This window comes from Rhizobium sullae, from assembly GCF_025200715.1.
GTDB lineage: Bacteria > Pseudomonadota > Alphaproteobacteria > Rhizobiales > Rhizobiaceae > Rhizobium > Rhizobium sullae.
Window position 1 is genome coordinate 397,975 of the sequence record NZ_CP104145.1, and the last position, 18,844, is coordinate 416,818.

Genomic DNA, 18,844 nt, shown 5'->3' on the forward strand with positions numbered 1-18,844 from the left:
CGGCGCGAGCGTGCCCTTGCGCAGTCGAAAGCGGCGGAGTGATCGGGATGTTTGCTGTGACACCCGCCCGCTGCATAGATGGCCTTATGGAATTCCTCATTGTCGTAATAATAGGCATCGCTGTCACCGAGCCCATGTTCGGCACGCATGCGAACCGTTCTCGGCGGAATGCAGAGATTGGAGTGTATTCGCAAGGGTCAGATCAAGGTGAGACTTGCTGTACCATAAAGCGGAGTTCTACATCGAGGCTCTCCCGTAGGCGCTTTTCCGGCAGCCCTTCAGTAGGATTATTATTCGGGATACGCATCAGCTGTATCTTCGAACAAATTACGAATGTTACGAGAGGGATCATCTACCACGCAACGTGAATTCCCAAAGAGCGCCGTGCGACGGTGCGGGACACTATACTGGTCCCACGATGCACGATTCTCCTTCACAAAATTGCAGATCGTTATATGGAGATCATCCATCCCGCGCCGGTGTTGGGCGTCGGATGACCGCCCCCACACCCAGTTGAGGTCAGATATATGGGGGGCAAAGCCAGCAAGCGGACCGGCCGCCAAGCCGCGATCGTGCCGATACATCCATGTCGGATTACCCGCCGACGCATGGGCATCCGCGAGACGCACGGAAGGGAGGCCGTACTCCTCGGCCGACAAAAGGCGCAGGCGGCTCTCCCTCCATGTCAGTTCAGGATAGGCGGCTCGGAACCGCGTCTCGACTGCTGCCAGCCTCTCTGGATTCAGATGGCTGAGTTGATCCTGCCGCCAAGATTCTTCTGCAATCATCGCTTGGACGGCTGGAAGGGACTCGTCGCGAGACGTTCCGATCAGCAAGGGAACCGAGACTCCCTGACCATGTTCGATTGCAGCGAGCGGGCTCCGTGGTAGAAAATCGCCGCCATACACCGGACGGAAAGGAAGTTTTCGGATCCCCGAACGCAAGAGCATCGCTTGCCAGGTCAGGATTTTCTCCATCGAAGCATCCAGCAGATGCGAAGCGGGAAAGCCCGCAATGTCGATAAATCGCTGAGTAACAGCTTCCGCTTCTGCCCGAGACGAGACGGTATCCGCGCCTCCCGAAATGACGATGGCGGCATGGAACAACCCCTGCGCGGCGGGGGCTGCCATCAGGGCCGCCACATTCTTGCCGCCAGCGGATTCCCCGCCAAGGGTGATCTGAGCGGGATCACCGCCGAAACCGGCAATATTATCCCTTATCCACTCCAGAGCGGCAAGTTGGTCACGAAGCGCGCAGTTGCCGCTGTCAACATACTCCGTGCCAAGCTGCTCTCCGAGTTCCAGGAAGCCGAACGCGCCAAGCCGATAACCAACTGTCACACATATGATGCCGGCACGGGCAAACACGCTCCCGTCGTAGACAGGACGGGATGTTCCGCCGACCAACTGCGAGCCACCGTGCAGCCACACGAGCACCGGGTGAGGTCCGGGCGATCCTGGCGTCCAGACATTGAGATAGAGGCAATCTTCGCTCATCGGACGAGGCGGCATCGCGTCTGGATCGCCGGGGTAAACGCCAGGATCTGGCAGCTGCGGCGCGACGGATGCGAAGCTGCCGGCCGGTCGGACGCCCGCCCAATGCTCCAGGCTTTCCGGCGAACGGAATCTGGCTTCGCCCGTCGGGGCCTTGGCGTAGGGAATGGCCAGGAACTGTACAGCTTCGCCGGTCTGCCGTCCTTCTATCCTGCCTGCCTCCGTCATGACGGAGCAAGCCGAATCAGGATCTTGTGGAAGATCAGTGTGCATGCTGTACCAGAACTCCATCGCGGTTGAAGTCGTAATGGCAGGCGACGGAGTGATCGCCTCCTACCGGACGTAGCCGTGGCACTTCAGCGCGGCAGCGGTCAGTGGCAAAGGCACAACGGGTATGAAAGCGACAACCAGACGGTGGAGCAAGCGGGCTTGGAACGTCGCCTTTCAACAAGATGCGAGGCTTCTTTTCTTCCACGGTCGGGTTGGGCGCGGCGGAAATCAACGCACGCGTATAGGGATGAGCCGCCGTCCCGAATATTTCCCGTCGTGCTCCCTCTTCGACAACGTGACCGAGATACATGACCGCGACACGGTGCGTAAGATGCTCAACGATCGCCAGATCGTGACTGATAAAGATGAGTGCCAGACCGGTTTCCTTCTGTATGTCGCCAAGCAGGTTGACGATTTGCGCTTTAACGGAGACGTCCAGCGCGGAAACAGCCTCGTCGCACACGATAACGTCCGGACTCGGTGCCAACGCTCTGGCAATGGCTATACGCTGCCTCTGGCCACCAGAGAACTGGTGAGGGTAGCGGTTTGCGGCATCGCGCGGCAAACCGACCATGTCGAGAAGAGATGCTATTTTTGCGTCGATGTCGGCTCTGCTCGCCGCTAGCCCGAAGTTCACCAGTGGCTCCGCGAGAGTTTCACGGACGCTCATCCGCGGATTGAGGCTCGAAAAAGGATCCTGGAAGATTATCTGCACCCGGGCGCGGAATGCCTTCAGAGCAGCGCCTTGAAGCCTATCCGCCCTTTCGCCATTCAGCAGGAATTCGCCGCTTGTGGGGTCTTGGAGACGAACAATTGTCTTTCCGAGAGTGGATTTCCCACAGCCGCTTTCTCCAACAATTGAAAGCGTCTCTCCGCGCTTGAGCGCCAAGCTCACGTCATCCATGGCATGCACGGTTGCCGTCGGCCTGCCCCAAAAGTCCGGGCGCAGGAAATAATGCTTCTGCAGGTTTCTAAGCTCAAGTACAGGGGTTTCATTCGTCATGCCTGCAGTCTCCGTTCAACGTGATGGCAAGCAACCTTGTGGCCCGGTTCCACCGCTTCAAAGCCAGGGGCGGTATGACGACAGAGAACCGTGGCATGCGGGCAGCGTGACGCGAAGGCGCAACCCGGTATGAATTCGTGAAGGCTCGGCACCTGGCCGGGGATCTCGGTCAGTCTGGACGGGGCATTGTCGTCAAGCGACGAGCCGAGTTTGGCGATTGTCGCGAGCAAACCACGCGTATAGGGATGAAGGGGCCGCCGAAAGAGATCCTTCGTGGTGGCCTCTTCGACCGTCCGCCCGGCATACATCACGATGACTCGATCGGCGACATCCGCAACCACCCCGAGATCGTGCGTGATCAGAATAATTGCCGTGCCGGTGCGCTTCTGCAGATCCGCCATCAGTTCGAGGACCTGGGCCTGTATCGTCACGTCGAGTGCAGTCGTCGGTTCGTCGGCGATGAGCAGCTTCGGCTCGCAAGCCAGCGCCATCGCGATCATGACCCGTTGGCGCATGCCGCCGGACAGTTGATGCGGATACTCGTCGATCCGTTGTTCAGCAGCAGGTATATCCACCAGCCGCAACATCTCGATCGCGCGTGCGCGCGCCTGCGCCCGGGAGAGGTGCTGGTGCAGGATCAGCGTTTCGGCAATCTGCCGACCGATGGTGAGGACCGGATTGAGGGACGTCATGGGCTCCTGAAAGATCATGCCGATCTCATTGCCCCTGATCTGTCGCATCTCGCCCTCGCCAAGCGAAAGAATATCCCGCCCTAAAAACTCGATCCGCCCGCTGCTACGCGCCCTGCCGCCTGCCAAAAGTCGCATTATGGACAGTGACGTCACCGATTTTCCTGAGCCGGATTCGCCGACAATTGCTAGGGTCTCACCGCTCTCCAGCGTAAACGAGACGTTCTCCACCGCGCGAACCGGACCGCGCTCGCCGCGGAAGTGGGTGCGCAATTCGCTCACATTGAGAATGGGCATTTTTTGCTCCTCCTTCAGATTCGGCTTGCCGCACGCGGATCAAGTGCATCGCGCAGACCATCCCCGAGCAGATTGACAGCCAGCACGGTCAACGACAGGAAGACCGCCGGGAACAGAATGATGTACGGCTTGATTTGCCAGAGCATTCGGCCCTCATTCATGATGCCACCCCAGCTGGGGATGGACGGGGGCGTTCCAGCGCCAATGAAGGACAACGCGGCTTCGGTGATCATCGCAGCCGAACAGATATAGGTCGCCTGGACCATCACCGGACCGAGCGTGTTCGGCAGGATATGCTTCACAATGATCTTCGGCATGGAGGAACCCGATGCGATCGCACCGTCGATATAGGCCTGCTCGCGGATCGAAAGCACAAGCCCCCGCACCAGCCGGCTCATCCGCGGAAATTCCGCGATCGAAATCGCCAGGATCACGTTGAAAACCGAACCGCCGACCGCCGCCATCAGCGCAATAGCCAAAAGGATGGGAGGAACGGACATCAAGCCGTCCATCAGGCGCATGATCACCATGTCGAGCTTTCTGTAGGCGCCTGCCGCCAGTCCGGTTAAAAGCCCCAGAACCGTGGCGCACACGGCCACCGCGAAGCCCACCAGCAGCGAGACGCGCGCGCCGTACACGACACGCGAAAAGAGGTCGCGCCCCAGCATGTCGGTTCCGAACCAGAACTCGGCCGTAGGTTCGCGGTTGCGTTTGATGGGAGCGATTTTGTCGGGATTGATCGTTGCGATCCACTGCGCAAGAACGGCAATCAGCACCATCAGCAACAGTATACCTCCTCCCGCGACAATAGTGGGATGGCGGCGAACGAAAGTCGCGACCCTGCCGCGCTTCGGTTCCGAAGGGAAAAGATCGCCAGTCGCGATCATATCGGATTTGATCGTCATCAGTAGCGCACCCTTGGATCAAGAACGGTGTAGAGAAGGTCGATTGCCAGATTGATCAGCACATAGGCGACGCTGAACAGAAGGACGACACCCTGGATGACTGGATAATCGCGCCGTAGAATGGCATCGACGACAAGGCGCCCGACTCCCGGTATGGCAAAGACAGTCTCGGTGACCACGGCGCCACCTATCAGCAGGGCGATGCCGATACCGATGACCGTGACGATCGGAACCGATGCATTCTTCAGGGCATGGATGAAGAGAACGGGACCTTGACCAAGTCCCTTTGCGCGCGCGGTGCGAATGTAATCCTGCGACAACACGTCGATCATCGAGGTTCGTGTGATGCGTGCGATCAACGCTATATAGACGCAGGAAAGCGCTATCGCCGGAAGGATAAGATTGGCAAGAAATGGAGCAAAACCTTCGGCCAGCGGGGTATAACCTTGAACTGGCAGGAGGTTGAGCCGAATGGCGAACACCCAGCTGAGAAGATAGCCGACCACGAAAACGGGCACGGAGAAACCGAACACGGCGATCGCCATAACAGCCCTGTCGATCCAGCGTCCTTGATTGGCTGCCGCCAGAACACCCATCGGAACTGCAATGCAGACGGATATGATCACGGTGAGCAGCATCAATGAGAGCGTTGGCTCCAACCGTTGACCGATGAGAGTTGTGACCGGCAATTGAGAAAAGATTGAGATACCCAAATCGCCGCGCAACGCATGGCCGAGCCAGCCGACGAAGCGAATATAAAATGGCTGATCCAATCCCAAGGTGACACGAATGGCATCGATCTCCGTCTGCGACGCCTGGTCGCCCGCAATCAGCGCGGCGGGGTCGCCCGGTGCGAGATAGAGAAGGCTGAATACGAATAAGGCGATGAACAGCATCACGGGTATTGTGGACAGCAGCCGTCGACATACGAAGGTAAGCATTCGAGACTCCTCGATGGTGGCTAGAGTGCAAGCCCGGGGGGCGGCTCCGACCCCCCAGGAGGAAGAATGCTACTTCCGCTCGACATTCCAGTAGACGGGAGCAGGGGGCGTGAGGAGACCCGACAGATCGTTGCGATAGGTGCGGATCTGATACTGCGTCGCGATCGGAATGTAAGGCACCGTCTGAAGCGCGCGAAGCTGGATCTTCTCGGCAAGCGCTTTGCGCTCATCGAGATTTGTCAGGTCGGCAAAGCTTGCTCGCATCGCCTCGATATCAGCGTCACAAGGCCAACCGAACCAAGCCTTTTCACAGTTCGATCGCAGTCCCAGATGGCCGACCGGTTCAAGGAAATCGAGCCCCCCAGGACCGGAAATGAAGATAGACCATCCGCCGGCATCAACCGGCTCCTTGCTTGCACGACGGCTTGTGACGGTTGCCCAGTCCATCGCCTCGACCTTGGTTTTGATGCCGATTTCCTGGAGTAACTGGTCAGCCACTGTCACAAACGCATGAATGTTGGCATTTTCCGTCGCATCAAGCAGGACCGCAGGGGTGCCGTCATAGCCGCTTTCGGCGACCATTTTTTTGGCCGTCTCGAGATCCGGAGAAGGGAAACCAGCCTCCGTGTGGTACGGTGAGGAGCAGGTGTAAAAGGACTTACACGCCTTGCCCAAAGATGGATCGCTGATAACCGCCGCGAGAAAATCATCCCCGTTCACCGCATACAGCAATGCCTCGCGTATCTTCACATTGTTGAAGGGTGGCTTGATGGTGTTGAGACGGATTTGTTGCGCGACGCCGATGTCGTCCTGTTTGGCTACCGTCACGCCCTTCGTCTCCTTGGCCAACGGTATCAAGTCAGCAGAGAGATCCTCGTTGATGTCGATCTCACCTTTGCCAAGGGCGTCGAGTGCGGTCTGCTGGTCCGGTATGATCACCCATTCCACTCGATCCATTTTTGCGGTCTTGCCGCCTGCAAGACCACTCGCCGGTTCGGCGCGTGGCGTGTAGTTCGGGTTTCGTACAAAAGCTAGCTTGGCACCGGGAACCCACTCTTTTGCAAGAAACATGAATGGTCCCGAACCGGTATAGTCGGTCACCGGAGTCGTCGGCGGTGTCGCGTCGGCGACGCGAGCCGGCATAATGAAAGGAACCGGCGCGCCCGCCTTCCCAAGAGCGTCAAGCACCAAACCCCAGGGTTTCGACAAGGAGAGGGTGAATGTGCGATTATCGACCTCGACGAAGGTTGCTCCGTTGGTCATCATCTGCTGACCAAGGCTATCGTTTACACTCCAGCGCTTCAGTGAAGAAATCACGTCCTTGGCTGTGATAGGAGCGCCGTCGCTGAATTTCAGACCATCGCGCAGCGTAAAGGTGTATATTTTCCCGTCTGAGGACGTCGCCCATTTCTCGACCATTTGCGGCTGGATTTTCAGATCGGCGTCCAAGGCGAACAGGGTGTCGTAGACCATGTAGCCGTAGTTGCGCGCCATCGAATCCGAGCCGAGCATGGGGTCGAGAGCCTTGACGTCGCCCGACGGCTTGATGCGCAGTATGGACTCAGCGGATGCAGCACCCGCAAACGCCACGCTCGCCGCCAGAAAGCTGGCGACCAAAAGATGTAGTTTCATATCGGATCCTCCCGTTTGAAGTTAGTCTAGTCCTGCACGCCGGCAATGTTTCCCGCGGCAGCATTTTTCACCATTGCAACCTGTGACGATGTTCCTCCGCGGCGCAGATATGCAAAAGTCGCAAGGGCCAGGGCCGAAGAAGGCTCCCGACCCAACTCAGATTCCACCAGCCGCAATTCGACATCGTCGGCCCCACCGAACAGCGAGGAGTTTACGCCCTTGCGGATAGCGGCAATGCTCTTGTTCCCAAGGCCGACAGGCCATCCACCGACCAGGACACGACGGGTCTGGACGATGTTCAGCGCATTGCCGATGGTAAGACCCAAGCGAGTCAGCCGCTCGCCAAGTTCTGCTTCCGCTTTCGACGCGATGGGAATGCGCTCGGGCCACTTGTCGCCGAGGTCCAAAATAGCGACCTCTTCAACCTTCAGGCACGGCGCGATCGCGGCAGTGGAGAGATAGGTTTCGACGCAACCGAAATTGCCGCAGCGACATTTAGGACCCTTCGGATCAAAGACCATATGGCCGATTTCACAGGGCGTCACGTCTCCGCTTTCAGCAAACTCATCGACGACGGCTGCCGCCACACCATGGCCGACGAACACATAAAAGCTGGGACTTCCGAGGTGCCCGACCCGCATTCGGGTACGATGGGCGATCGCACGCGCAGCAATTGAGTTGGCAATCTCCGTGGCCACGTCTGGAAATGCATGCTCTAGGCTTTTGAGTAAATTTCCTGTGTTAAGCGGTATGATCGGGTTCGTGATGCGCCCGACGCCATATCCGGGGAGGGCGACGGCAATCTGTTCGAGTTGCGTGCCGTATCTGGCGCAGCCGCTGGCCAATGCACCTACTGCCTTTGACATGGCATCCTCCACGACCAGCGGATCCGCCCCGTCGACAAGGGGGAGACGTTCGATGAATATCGGCTCGCCGGTCACCGCTGCCACACCCACGTGGATTGAATTGTTGGAGACCTCAATCGCACCGACATGCCTATTTTTACTTAAAGTAAAAAACGCGCTCGGTCCGCCTTGATAGGGCGCCGTATGGCGCGTCTCGGCGATCACGCCCTCTGACTTCAGCTCGGCTACAATCCGGGAGATACTTGCATCAGTCAGTGCAAGATTCTCAGCCAAATCGGGTCTGTAGGCGCCACCATTGCACCAAATGTAGTTGAGGGTCGCCGCACGGGTCTCGCGTCGGCTACGGTTCGGCTTCAACGCATCTCCTCCCTAGAGACGTTTTATTTTTACAGAAAGTAAAAATCAGTTAGCCGAAAATAAATGGGCGGTCAAGTGTGTTATCACATCTCGATGGCTGATCGCTTCGGCGGGATGGCAAGGCATGTCTTCGGCAAGTAACCTCGAGACTGCTTTGGCGAGTTCCTCTCTGTGGACGACCAACTTGACGCCATAAAACTGTTTGAACAACGAGCACCGCAAATGGAATCCAACCTACTCGACGCCTTGCGCCACCGCGGGAGGACGATATGAGCAATCGAAAGCTTGTGCTGGTCGTCGGCGCTCGGGTGTCGCATTTCTGAATGGCTGAAGACGCCCAAAATGCCACTTCTACTTTGCACACACGGACATTCCAACCTTGCTGCCACATGGATGCCTAGAGCACCGCACTTGAATTGAGAATCGAATGGCTTTTCTTGCGGATATAGCTGTGTTTCACCGCCTTTGGAGGTGAATCACATGGGAAAATCTCATTCTGTTGAACTTCGTCGGCGCGTTGTTTCGACGCTCGCCAGCGGCCAATCACGCCGCGCCGCTGCCCGGCATTTCGCTATCAGCGACAGCAGTGCGATCAAACCGCTGCAGCGCCGAGACCGAACCGGCACGATAACGCCTGCCGGACAAGGACGGCCGGTGGAGGAAAGCTGTCGCCCTATCGGGACTTCCTGGTTGCACAGGTCGAAGACAAACCTGACGTCACCATGCCTGAACTTGCTCCAACCGCGCAAGGTCGTCCCGCCTCCCACCACGAAGAGGATTGGATGGATTCGCTCCTCAGATGGCTGGAGTTCACGACCAATGGAAAAGACGTAGGAATTCAGCCGCCATAAATCGCGCATTATCCAATATGGCGCGGGAGGGCTTTGCTCTTCCCATTACAGCGAGTATGCCTATGCGCAACACCGACGAAGAGGACCATTGTCATGTCGAGTTTTGAAGAGCTGAACGGAAAGCGGCACATTTTCCAATTTTACGTCGCCAAGGCCGAGGCACGAGCCGCAAAGGCCGCAGAGGATCGTGACTTCGAACTGGCTGACCTTCTAGGCAGTCTCAGCAGCATTGTTCGCGAGGACATCCAGGTCCTCGACGATGCAATTGCAGATGAGCAGTTTGAAGGCGAAGGAGCGTCGGTAGCGGTACGCTAGGGTTGGAACCGGCCGGCTGCGGCTCGGCGTCGTACCGAAATCTCTGACAACGACGCGCACCAAGTCGTCTGCCCCGCCTGATTGACCGAAGACCCCAACCGCACATCCGAGAAAAAAGAATTCGTCATGGTTGCAGGCCGCAGCGGCCTTTCCACCGTCGGTGCTTACTCGGCGGCCTGCGATAGAGGAGTAATATCGGCCTCCGGCAGTGCAACTCTCACCAGAAACTCGTAGTCGTCCACCATCTGGTGGACATCCGATCCGGTCCTGGCGACGGTCCAATAGTCGCGAGCGGCGCCAAACACCGTTGAAATTTGCACGATCTCCCAGGTGCCTCCGGTTTCCCTGCGTCTTGCCCAGTAGAAGCATTCAGGCTCCAAGGCCGACAACTCAAGCATCCGCGAACTCCCACTTTGCCCACGCTACCATTGAACCGTGCATCGGACCGAAGTCCTACTTGATGCCGGCACCCCGCCGGGCGGCAACCATACATGAGGATCCCTCGGCTGTCATCGCGCATCTGCCTTAGCCTGACTCGGTTCCACCACTAGTTTGCAGGCGTCTCATCGCCGAAACCGGCAGTATTGAGAACCACGGCCTCGCCCCGGCGCGGGACATTTCTCGGAGCAGCTTACGTGACATCATACCGCTCAAGCATCTTCTTGAGCTGCAAGTTCTGTCGATGGAGCTGTTCAGTCAGTAGTTTCTTGAGCCGCTTATTCTCTGCATCAAGGGTAGCTACTTCCTCAAGGGAAATCACATCCCGAGCAGTCACGGATTCCGCACTTCGGGGCTTGTTCCTGACCATCGCAATGGGACCGCGCTTAACATGTTTTCGAGGAGTACCCGTTGACGTTGTCCGAGGCTGCGGCCCTGGTTTACTCTCCGGCACTTGCGCAACAACTTCGGCGGCAAGTACGCTGGCCTCATGTTGATTTGGCACTTCACCGACTGCGCCGTTGCCCGATGGTGTCGCCGTGCCTGCAACGTTGGCCTCACTTGCGTGTTCGCTAGCGTTACCCGGGTTCATCGGATCACACGGCATTTCTCGACCTTGGTCAGGCGTACCGGGTGCTCCATCTGAATTGAACGGATGCGGCGCCATATCTTCCGCTTCGCGAACGAAAGCCTTGAGATCAGTGTCACCCCAAATTGAGTTGGTCCGCGCCTTCATCGCTCGCCGACCCGACTTGAATTCAACAACGAATTTCCGTTGTGGCGTTTTCATATGATTTCAACCTTAAGCAACTCGTAGCACAGCCAGCGCCGACTGGCGCCACTGCGTTCCTGCCCGGCGGGGCCTATATATCGCCTCACCGGGCGCTGCAACTGGCCAGCGCGCGAGACAACGACGAATACTTCGCGTCGGCAACCTCGTAGTCAACGGGCTTTGAGGAGCTATCCGCAGGAAATATTCGCCCAGCAATCGCTCGCCCTATCGGCGGGATTTGGAGGCGAGCCCAGTCTCCGGCGTTGCGCAATCAGGCGGCCAGTCGAGAAAATGACCGCCTGCACGGCCCCGCTCGTGAATCAATCCAGCCCGAGCCTCTTGCGCAGCTCTGTATTTTCCGCGCGCAACTTTTCCGCCAGACGCTTGCGAAGCTTCTGGTTCTCCTCTTCGAGCTGAACAAAATTCGTCACGGGTGAGTTGTGAGATTTTTTGGAGGATCGTCATACGCACGGGCGAGCATCTCGATGCGAACCGGATGTCTATGAGGACGGGCGAATGAACGGCGAACAGGTACAGCCGCCAGGCGATTTGCAAACATTGCGGTCAGCAATTAATACCAAGCACGCGCTGTTTCCCAAGCGGCTTGCCCAAGTTGCGCGCCACGTTCTCGACAATCCCGATGAGGTCGCATTGGGCTCCGTCGCCTCCATTGCGGCTGCGGCACAGGTAACACCTTCAACCCTGATACGTTTCGCCCAGTTCCTCGGCTATGACGGCTTCAGCACCTTACAAGCGGTTTTTCGAAACGCCGTCCGCGCAAAGATCGCGCTAAGCCAAAGCGGCGGAAATCGAAAGCCAGGGCGTGAAGGCGTCGCGCGCGAAGCGCAAGTATTTTATGAAACGATAGAAGCCTGCCATCATTCACTCGAGACATTATCCAAGACAATCCGCGTGGCTGACATCAAAGCCGCAGCGGAAATTCTTGCCTCAGCGAAGTGCGTGTTCATCCTCGCGGCGAACGGCACTTTTCCGATGGCTGCTCTGCTTCAACATTGCCTGACCCGACTGAGAATCCGTTCGACCTTGCTAACGGACATTATCGGCGGTGACGATATTCTCGCATTTGCAAAGCCACACGATGCGGCGGTCATCATCAGCTGCGCGCCTTATGCTGAAGAAACGACGGTGCATGCCTCGAACCTATCGGATCGAGGAGTTCCGGTCGTTGCGCTCATGGATTCTAACTTTTCGCCATTGTCGGAACTCGCTTCGGTCAGGTTCAGGGTGATCGAGTCGGGCCGTGATGGGCTTTTGCTCGCAACGGCTGGGATCGCGCTCAGCGAAGCCTTGGCAATCTGCACGCGACAGACCCGACAGAACGCAGCTAACGCTATATAACCCGCTTCTTCGAGGTTTATTCGGTCAACCCCGCTTCGGTGAAGCTTATACTGATAGCATTCCGGATCGCGTCGAGTGTTTCCATCGTGGCAAGCGACGCATCCAGCGGCCGGTAGATGCTTTCCAGTTGTCCTTCCGAAATCGCCCATGCGACGGCCGCAGCTTCATAGTAGAGGCCCTCGAAATGCGCGCCCCTGGGCTCGTCGTATTGGAGCCGGGCGGATCCATCCAATGACCAGACTTCGAAGGAGCCAGGCAGGTGGAATTCCGTGTTGAACCGGATCGACCCATTGGTCCCGACGATGGCAGCGTTCGTCGGGGTGAAGCCGTAGAGCGTGGTCGACATCGTGCCGAGCGCTCCTCTGGCGCTGGCGAGAACGACCGACAGCTGCCCGTTGACGCCAGCGCAATCGGCCTGTCCGATGCCAACGACCTTCTTTGGGACGCCAAGGAGTTTTGCCAGCAGTGAGACCGGATAGGTGCCGAGGTCGAGAAGCGGTCCGCCGGCAAGGCGCGCGTCGAAAATACGGTGATTGCGCGGCAGATATTCGCCGTATTCGGTGTAAACAGACAGGATGTCTCCGATTGCTCCGGCATCCAGCACCTGTTGGAGCACATCGAATTTCGGCAGGAAATAGGTCCACAGTGCTTCCGCCAAGAACACCCCCTTGCGGCGGGCGGCTGCGACCATGCCTTCGGCCTGTGCGCAGTTGAGGGCCATAGGCTTCTCGACGAGCACATGTTTCCCCGCCTCGATCGCCAGCAGCACATGTGCGTGATGCAGATTGTGCGGCGTCGCTACATAGATGACGTCAAGATCGTCGGCGGTGACGAGCGCCTCGTAGCTGTCATAGGCCCGTGCGATCCCCCACTGCGCGGCAAATGCATCCGCTGCGGCGCGCGATCGCGAGCCGACGGCGGCAATATCCTGGCGCGTATGAGCCTTGACCGATTCCGTGAACTTGGCGGCGATCCAGCCGGAGCCGAGGATGCCCCAGCGAAGCGGCGGGGCTTCCATGGCGGACACGGTCCGCGCGGCGGGCAGGGTTTGCGGAAACGACATGTCTTTTTATCTCCCATGATCGGTGAACGCCCGTCGCTCAGCCGGCGATCCGCTGCCAGGTCTTCTTTTCCAGTGACCGTTCCATCGCGTCGATGATGCGCTCGTTGGCAAGGCCGAACTCGAAGTTCGGAAAGCAGTCCGGCTCGTCGACGATGCCCTCGATCAAGTCGCGCACCTCGATGACCTTGACGTCGAAGTAGCCGAGGCCGCCGCCGGCGAAGTCGAAGCCGAAGAAGGCGGAAAACTGCGGAACCTGACTGCCGGCATAGATCGTCTTGAAGCCGCGGTCGGGTTTGGGATCATTGAAGCGCGCGATCTTCAGCTCGTTGAACCGCTCGCCGTCCATGATGATCGTGCCTTCCGTGCCCGACACTTCCCAGTAGATGCCGAAGACCTTTCCCGCTGCCACGCGCGACGCTTCGATCGTGCCGCCAGCGCCGCTTTTGAACCGAACGAGCGTCTGGATCTGATCCTCGTTTTCCACCACTGCGCGCGGTGCGCCGCTGCCGGACTTTGCACCGTAGCCGGAGCCACCTTGCGGAACCGGCCGCGTCGGAAAGAAGGTCTGCGTCTGGGCGATGACACTGTCGACGTCGCCCATCAGATATTGCGCGACGGAAATCACATGGCTGCCGAGGTCGCCGAGCGCGCCGGAGCCGGCGTCCTTGCGCGTGCAGCGCCAGGAAAACGGCAGGTCCGGATCGTTGAAGAAGCCCTGGTCGAACCAGCCCCGAAACCGCATCGGCACTCCGATGTCGCCGTTGTCGATCAAGTGCTTGGCGAGCATGGCGGCGGGCGTCTTGATATTGTTGAAGGCGACCATGGTCTTGACGCCCTTGCGCCTTGCGGCGGCGGCCATCTCCTCGGCTTGCGCCAGCGTAACGGAGAGGGGCTTTTCGCAATAGACATGCTTGCCGGCCGCAATTGCGGCGAGCGCCATCTCATGATGCAGGGCGTTGGGCGAGGTAATGTCGACAACGTCCACCTCGGGGTCCTCGACCAGCTTGCGCCAGTCGCCCGTGCTTCTCTCGAAGCCGTAGCGGGCAGCGGCCCCGGCCGCCAGCTCCTCGGTGGCATCAGCCAGAAGGCAGAGGTGCGGAATGGCGGGCAGGTCGCGGTAGAGCATGGCCGCGCGGCGATAGGCATCGGCATGGGCCTGACCCATGAATCCGGAGCCGATCAGGCCGATGTTAAGGATTGTCTTGCCCATAATTTTCTCCCGATGAAGCTGCTCAGGCGGCAAAAGTATCGAGGATGTGGTGGAAGGCCGCGGTGACGGCCGGTAGCGGCGGTGCAAGCGCCGGATCCTGCTCCGCCTCGACCACCAGCCAGCCCTGATAGCCGCTTTGCCGAACAAAGGCTGCAAGCGGGGCGAAGTCGACGATTCCGTCGCCGGGCACGGTGAACATACCCCTGCGCACGCCGGCATTGAAGCTGAGGTCGCCGGCACGGACCTCGGCGATGATCGGCCCGCGCACGTCCTTCAGGTGAATATGGACGATGCGGTCGCCGAAGCGCTCGATCAGCCGGGTGTAGTCGAAGCCGCCTGCGGCGGCATGGCCGGTGTCGAGCAGCAGTCCGGCGGCCGATCCCGCCTTGTCGAACAGGGCTGAGACCTCGTCAAATGTTTCCGCCACCATCATGAGGTGATGGTGGTAGGCCAGCGTCAGCCCGTATTCTCCGGCCAGCCTTGCGCTGAACTCGGTGAGCCGGGCGGCATAGGCGGCGATGTCCTTCTTCGGCATCACGCACCGTGCCGACATCGGCGCATCAAGCGGCGCACCGGGCGCCATCATCGCCACCTCGCCATAGACCAACACCGTTGACCCCATGGCGCGCAGGAGTTCGGCGTGGGCGGCAACCGCGGCCATCTCCGCCTCGACACCGCGTTCGGCAAGCTCTCCGGAATGCCAGCCAGAGGCGAGCGCAAGGCCACGGCTTTCCAGGAGCGGCGCCAGCGCCTCGCGGCTGCGCGGCAGCTTACGCCCTAGCTCGACGCCTTGGTAGCCGGCATGGGCGGCATCGTCCAGGCAGGTCTCGACCGTTATATCAGCGCCGAGATCCTCGAGCACGTCATTTGCCCAGGAAAGCGGACTTACAGCAAGGCGTACCCCGTCCGGCAGCGCCGCCAATTTCTCTCTCGTCATGATGTCCTCCTGGATGAAAGTTGAAGGCGCTAAGGTCGCCAGTGCGGCCCGATGCGGACGGGCATGCCACGCTGCATGGAGACAAGTGCCGCCTCGGCGATACGCTGCGCCTCCAGTCCGTCCCGGATGCCCGCAAGCGGCCGCCCTCCTGTTTCGATCAGGGAGATAAAGGCCGCCATCTCATTGCGATAGGCATCGGCAAAGCGCTCGATGAAGTAATTCATCGGGGCGGAGGCGCGAAAGCCGTCGGCATCGGCGATGGTCACTCCACGCTGCGGCCGGTTCTCCACATAGAGAACCTCCTTCGAGCACAGCACTTCGAGCCGTTGATCATAACCGAACGGCGCGCGACGGCAGTTGACCATCTGCACGAATCGGCCGGAGACGGAGGTCAGCGTCACCATCGCCGTATCGATGTCGCCGGCTGCGCCGATCTCCGCATCGATGAGACAGTTGCCGACGGCGTAGACGGTGGCAATGTCCTCGCCGAGCAGATAGCGAGCCATGTCGAAATCATGGATGGCCTGGTCGCGGAACATGCCGCCGGAGCGCTCGACATAATCGCGCGATGGCGGCGCGGGATCGCGGGTGTGCATGACGATGTGCTCAAGGGCCCCCGCTTCGCCGCTGACGATCCGCTCGCGCACGAAGCGGAAATCGGGATCATAGCGGCGCTGGAATGCCAGAAGGCAGACAACGCCGGAGGTCTCGACAGCGGTGGTGACGGCCTCCACCGTTACGAAATCGAGGCTGACCGGCTTCTCGCAGAAGATCGCTTTGCCGGCGCGGGCGGCTTGAAGGAGCAGCCCGGCATGCGTATCGGTCGAGCTGGCAATGACGATCCCGTCGACTGACGCGTCGGAAAACACGGTATCGGCCGGGGCGATGTCCGCCCCGATCCTTGCCGCAAGGCCGGCCCGCTGCTCGCTTGCGACCGGATCGACGAGGTACTTTACTCGCACCGAAGGCAAGCTGGCAGCATTCAGCGCATGCACATGCCCTATACGACCCGCGCCGAAGACAGCGAGATCTGTCATTGAGTGCCTCCCATTCTCGGGCGGCGTCGTTTCCGTCGCCATCCCGTTGCATGCAGAGTAGCCGAGTGCTACTGAAGGAGAACGTCAATTTTGAAGAGATTTCCTCAAACGGGGATTGGGCGATGGGAAAACCGACGGCGCGGGATCTGGCTGCTGCGGCAGGGGTATCGCTGTCCACGGTCGACCGAGTTCTCAACAACCGCGGCGCAGTAAGCGAGGATAAGGAACGTCGCGTGCTCGAATATGCGCGCAAGCTTAAGATCGACCGGGCGCTAAATCAGCGAGCCGCGCGCACCCTTCGCATCGCCGTGTTGCTTCAGTCACGCGCCAATCCGTTTCACGCTGCGGTGCAGGACAGTTTTGAGGCCGCGAATAGGGATTTCCTCCAGTATAATCTTCAGTTTCAAGTTTACCACATTGATCCAACGCGGCCTGCGGCGACGGTCGCCCTCACAAATGCACTCTCCTTGCGCTGCGATGGACTGGTCATTGTCAGCCCCCAGAACGAGGACATCGCAGCCGCCCTAAGGGCATTCGGCCAGAATGGAAAGCCTGTCATCACTCTGGCGACCGATATTCGTGATGCGGGAAGATACGCTTATGTTGGACCAGACAACAGGAAAGCAGGTCGTGTCGCAGGCGATTTGATGGGACGCCTGCTTGGCGAGGAAGGGGGTGAGATTGTCGTCATCTCCGGCATGCTCAGCATGATTGGCCACGAGGAGCGCGAGATGGGTTTTCGCGCGGTGTTGCGCGAGCGCTATCCCCAGTGCAAGGTAGCAGAGGTCGTCGAGAGTATGGAGCGGGGGGAAAGGGCAGGGGACCTCGTCTTTAATGCCTTGAAAGGCAATCCTCGCATTCGAGGCATTTACAATGCTTCCGCGGGAGCGCGATCGGTGGCCAGCGCGATGAATGCTCTCGGGAGGAGGAGTGACATCGTCTTCATCACGCACGAATTGACTGACGAGCGCCGCCAATTGATGCGCGAAGGCATGATCGACGCAATCATCGACCAAAATCCAGTAGTTGAGGTGCGAACTGCAGTCGAAGCGCTTGCCGCACATTTTCGGAGAAAAGATGAACCTCCGATCTCGCTGATGACGCCTATTCAGGTTCACATGATCGAGAATTGTTGACGAATTGTACATTATACATTCGTAGCGGGCTTGGCGCAGCACAGTGCCGGCCGCATCCAAGACAAAAGCACCAACGTCGCCGACGGTCGACCGCCTGCTGCTTTCAAACGTGGCAAGCTGTGCGCCGAATTTGGCAAGCGACGCGTACCGATCGTCTCGTCATGTGCGGAAGCAACGAACCGCAATGCCTGCTCTCAGGCTGAGATGCTCTGACCAGATCTTTTCAGTGCGCCGTTTTTTTGGACCGCGCTTTTTCGGTCTTAACCATGAGTGATCGACACTTCCACCTACCCGCTTCGATCTCCTTGGACATGACGTCCAGAATAAGGTCGCGAATATAGATCGCCGAGCGAGACGGTGGTGTGTCCCGACGCTCGCACAGATAAAGCGATCTTGTAAGTGAAGGGTTGACGATTTCGCGCCCGATGACGCCCGTTGCAAAGACTCCATGTTCCAAGTTTGCACGCGTTGCCAGCATGACGCCAAAGCCCTGATTTACGAAGAGAAGCGCAGCCGCCACATTTTCGGAATAGAACGCGGCGTTGTGTTCCAGCCGTTTCTGGATGTCGGTATCCTCAGGGGTCGGCCTGCCGCGACGCCCCTTTTTGGTGAGCACATAGTGCATCGTCAGGAATTCTTCGAAAGACAGGGGGGTGGCGGGGTCCCCGACAAGTTCGGGCAGTCCGACGCAGATCATTTGTTCTTCAAGCAAGGGCTTCACAGAAAGCCGTGGGTCACGTGGCGGATTGTATGCCAGCGCCAGATCGACATCCGCCGCGATGAGCCTCTCTATAGTCATGCCAGATACGCTTTCGGCGATGTCTATACGCAGTTGCGGCTGTTCTTCTTCTAACCGGACCACCATCGGCATTGCCGCGCCCAGAACAGCCGAAAATGCCATCCCGATTATGACATGCCCCGAAAGCTTTTCGGTCTGGTCGCGCATGTCGCTTTCGGCATTCTCGAAGGCTCGCAGGATTGCAGATGCATGCAAATAGAAATGTTGACCTGCCGGGGTTGGAATCACGCCTCTGGAGGAGCGTTCGAACAGTGGCTGCTTCAGGCTGTGTTCCAAGTTGGCGAGGTGATGGGCAATAACTGAGGGGGCACTACGCTCGATCTCTCCTGCACCTACGATGCTTCCAGCTTCGTAGACCGCCTTGAAAACACGAATCTGACGGATGTCCATGGCAACGCTCTCTAAAAACCTGAGATCAACTCGCTAGACTATGTAATTCCTCAGTGTCGCGATGTCAGCTACCTTCTTATTAAG

The 18,844-nt window shown here is 58.8% G+C and carries 17 protein-coding genes and 1 pseudogene; 3 read left to right on the forward strand and 15 right to left on the reverse strand.

What is annotated here, in order from left to right; translation table 11 throughout:
* Positions 1-290 precede the first annotated feature (290 nt).
* The 7 genes from N2599_RS36030 to N2599_RS36060 form a co-directional block, all read right to left on the reverse strand.
* Positions 291-1,766: a carboxylesterase/lipase family protein gene (locus N2599_RS36030; protein WP_051336646.1), complete on the reverse strand. Its 1,476-nt coding sequence runs from the start codon at positions 1,764-1,766 to the stop codon at positions 291-293.
* Complete coding sequence (locus tag N2599_RS36035) at positions 1,756-2,766, reverse strand: ABC transporter ATP-binding protein (RefSeq protein WP_027511228.1); 1,011 nt, start codon at positions 2,764-2,766, stop codon at positions 1,756-1,758. The genes N2599_RS36030 and N2599_RS36035 overlap by 11 nt, the downstream gene beginning before the upstream one ends.
* Positions 2,763-3,752: an ABC transporter ATP-binding protein gene (locus tag N2599_RS36040; RefSeq protein WP_027511227.1), complete on the reverse strand. Its 990-nt coding sequence runs from the start codon at positions 3,750-3,752 to the stop codon at positions 2,763-2,765. The genes N2599_RS36035 and N2599_RS36040 overlap by 4 nt, the downstream gene beginning before the upstream one ends.
* 14 nt (positions 3,753-3,766) lie before the next feature.
* Positions 3,767-4,639, reverse strand: a complete 873-nt coding sequence (locus N2599_RS36045; protein WP_245209268.1) for an ABC transporter permease — start codon at positions 4,637-4,639, stop codon at positions 3,767-3,769.
* Positions 4,640-4,656: 17 nt separating this feature from the next.
* Positions 4,657-5,598 (reverse strand): ABC transporter permease, encoded by a 942-nt coding sequence (locus tag N2599_RS36050; RefSeq protein WP_027511225.1) that lies wholly within the window; start codon positions 5,596-5,598, stop codon positions 4,657-4,659.
* Positions 5,599-5,667: 69 nt separating this feature from the next.
* Positions 5,668-7,230 carry an ABC transporter substrate-binding protein gene (locus N2599_RS36055; RefSeq protein ID WP_027511224.1) on the reverse strand — a complete coding sequence of 521 codons (1,563 nt, stop codon included), beginning with the start codon at positions 7,228-7,230 and terminating at the stop codon, positions 5,668-5,670.
* 26 nt (positions 7,231-7,256) lie between these two features.
* The gene (locus tag N2599_RS36060; protein WP_037142511.1) at positions 7,257-8,453 is read right to left on the reverse strand and encodes an ROK family protein; all 1,197 of its coding nucleotides are present in this window, start codon (positions 8,451-8,453) and stop codon (positions 7,257-7,259) included.
* Positions 8,454-9,397: 944 nt separating this feature from the next.
* Between N2599_RS36060 and N2599_RS36065 the strand changes: the two genes are divergently transcribed.
* Positions 9,398-9,619, forward strand: coding sequence for a hypothetical protein (locus N2599_RS36065; protein WP_027511223.1), 222 nt, complete (start codon positions 9,398-9,400; stop codon positions 9,617-9,619).
* A 164-nt stretch (positions 9,620-9,783) separates the two neighbouring features.
* Here N2599_RS36065 and N2599_RS36070 read toward each other — a convergent pair whose 3' ends face one another.
* From N2599_RS36070 to N2599_RS36080, 3 genes and pseudogenes are all read right to left on the reverse strand, one after another.
* Complete coding sequence (locus tag N2599_RS36070; RefSeq protein WP_027511222.1) at positions 9,784-10,017, reverse strand: hypothetical protein; 234 nt, start codon at positions 10,015-10,017, stop codon at positions 9,784-9,786.
* Between the two features lie 233 nt (positions 10,018-10,250).
* Positions 10,251-10,847: a hypothetical protein gene (locus N2599_RS36075; RefSeq protein WP_037142508.1), complete on the reverse strand. Its 597-nt coding sequence runs from the start codon at positions 10,845-10,847 to the stop codon at positions 10,251-10,253.
* Between the two features lie 302 nt (positions 10,848-11,149).
* A pseudogene (locus N2599_RS36080) lies at positions 11,150-11,254 on the reverse strand (transposase); the annotation flags it as partial.
* A gap of 91 nt (positions 11,255-11,345) precedes the next feature.
* Here N2599_RS36080 and N2599_RS36085 point away from each other — a divergent pair.
* Positions 11,346-12,188 (forward strand): MurR/RpiR family transcriptional regulator, encoded by an 843-nt coding sequence (locus tag N2599_RS36085; RefSeq protein ID WP_027511221.1) that lies wholly within the window; start codon positions 11,346-11,348, stop codon positions 12,186-12,188.
* Between the two features lie 16 nt (positions 12,189-12,204).
* Here the strand turns inward: N2599_RS36085 and N2599_RS36090 are convergent, their stop codons facing one another.
* From N2599_RS36090 to iolG, 4 genes are read right to left on the reverse strand one after another with little or no spacing between them, the layout of a single operon-like run.
* The gene (locus tag N2599_RS36090) at positions 12,205-13,251 is read right to left on the reverse strand and encodes a Gfo/Idh/MocA family protein (protein WP_027511220.1); all 1,047 of its coding nucleotides are present in this window, start codon (positions 13,249-13,251) and stop codon (positions 12,205-12,207) included.
* A gap of 37 nt (positions 13,252-13,288) precedes the next feature.
* Positions 13,289-14,461: a Gfo/Idh/MocA family protein gene (locus N2599_RS36095; RefSeq protein WP_027511219.1), complete on the reverse strand. Its 1,173-nt coding sequence runs from the start codon at positions 14,459-14,461 to the stop codon at positions 13,289-13,291.
* A 22-nt stretch (positions 14,462-14,483) separates the two neighbouring features.
* Entirely contained in the window at positions 14,484-15,398 is a 915-nt protein-coding gene (iolE, locus tag N2599_RS36100; RefSeq protein WP_027511218.1) for a myo-inosose-2 dehydratase, read from the reverse strand.
* A gap of 29 nt (positions 15,399-15,427) precedes the next feature.
* A complete protein-coding gene (iolG, locus tag N2599_RS36105) occupies positions 15,428-16,435 on the reverse strand; it encodes an inositol 2-dehydrogenase (protein WP_027511217.1) in 1,008 nt (335 codons plus the stop codon).
* Between the two features lie 65 nt (positions 16,436-16,500).
* On the opposite strand from iolG, the gene N2599_RS36110 reads away from it, so the two are divergent.
* Entirely contained in the window at positions 16,501-17,571 is a 1,071-nt protein-coding gene (locus N2599_RS36110; RefSeq protein ID WP_245209265.1) for a LacI family DNA-binding transcriptional regulator, read from the forward strand.
* 223 nt (positions 17,572-17,794) lie between these two features.
* Here N2599_RS36110 and N2599_RS36115 read toward each other — a convergent pair whose 3' ends face one another.
* On the reverse strand, positions 17,795-18,760 hold the full coding sequence (locus N2599_RS36115; protein WP_027511215.1) for a LysR family transcriptional regulator: 966 nt from the start codon (positions 18,758-18,760) through the stop codon (positions 17,795-17,797).
* Positions 18,761-18,844 lie beyond the last annotated feature (84 nt).

What these genes read in the sequence shown, in the direction of transcription:
- N2599_RS36030 (WP_051336646.1), bottom strand. Translation starts at nt 1,766, where the DNA reads ATGCACACTGATCTTCCACAAGATCCTGATTCGGCTTGCTCCGTCATG.
- N2599_RS36035 (WP_027511228.1), bottom strand. Translation starts at nt 2,766, where the DNA reads ATGACGAATGAAACCCCTGTACTTGAGCTTAGAAACCTGCAGAAGCAT.
- N2599_RS36040 (WP_027511227.1), bottom strand. Translation starts at nt 3,752, where the DNA reads ATGCCCATTCTCAATGTGAGCGAATTGCGCACCCACTTCCGCGGCGAG.
- N2599_RS36045 (WP_245209268.1), bottom strand. Translation starts at nt 4,639, where the DNA reads ATGATCGCGACTGGCGATCTTTTCCCTTCGGAACCGAAGCGCGGCAGG.
- N2599_RS36050 (WP_027511225.1), bottom strand. Translation starts at nt 5,598, where the DNA reads ATGCTTACCTTCGTATGTCGACGGCTGCTGTCCACAATACCCGTGATG.
- N2599_RS36055 (WP_027511224.1), bottom strand. Translation starts at nt 7,230, where the DNA reads ATGAAACTACATCTTTTGGTCGCCAGCTTTCTGGCGGCGAGCGTGGCG.
- N2599_RS36065 (WP_027511223.1), top strand. Translation starts at nt 9,398, where the DNA reads ATGTCGAGTTTTGAAGAGCTGAACGGAAAGCGGCACATTTTCCAATTT.
- N2599_RS36070 (WP_027511222.1), bottom strand. Translation starts at nt 10,017, where the DNA reads ATGCTTGAGTTGTCGGCCTTGGAGCCTGAATGCTTCTACTGGGCAAGA.
- N2599_RS36075 (WP_037142508.1), bottom strand. Translation starts at nt 10,847, where the DNA reads ATGAAAACGCCACAACGGAAATTCGTTGTTGAATTCAAGTCGGGTCGG.
- N2599_RS36085 (WP_027511221.1), top strand. Translation starts at nt 11,346, where the DNA reads ATGAACGGCGAACAGGTACAGCCGCCAGGCGATTTGCAAACATTGCGG.
- N2599_RS36090 (WP_027511220.1), bottom strand. Translation starts at nt 13,251, where the DNA reads ATGTCGTTTCCGCAAACCCTGCCCGCCGCGCGGACCGTGTCCGCCATG.
- N2599_RS36095 (WP_027511219.1), bottom strand. Translation starts at nt 14,461, where the DNA reads ATGGGCAAGACAATCCTTAACATCGGCCTGATCGGCTCCGGATTCATG.
- iolE (WP_027511218.1), bottom strand. Translation starts at nt 15,398, where the DNA reads ATGACGAGAGAGAAATTGGCGGCGCTGCCGGACGGGGTACGCCTTGCT.
- iolG (WP_027511217.1), bottom strand. Translation starts at nt 16,435, where the DNA reads ATGACAGATCTCGCTGTCTTCGGCGCGGGTCGTATAGGGCATGTGCAT.
- N2599_RS36115 (WP_027511215.1), bottom strand. Translation starts at nt 18,760, where the DNA reads ATGGACATCCGTCAGATTCGTGTTTTCAAGGCGGTCTACGAAGCTGGA.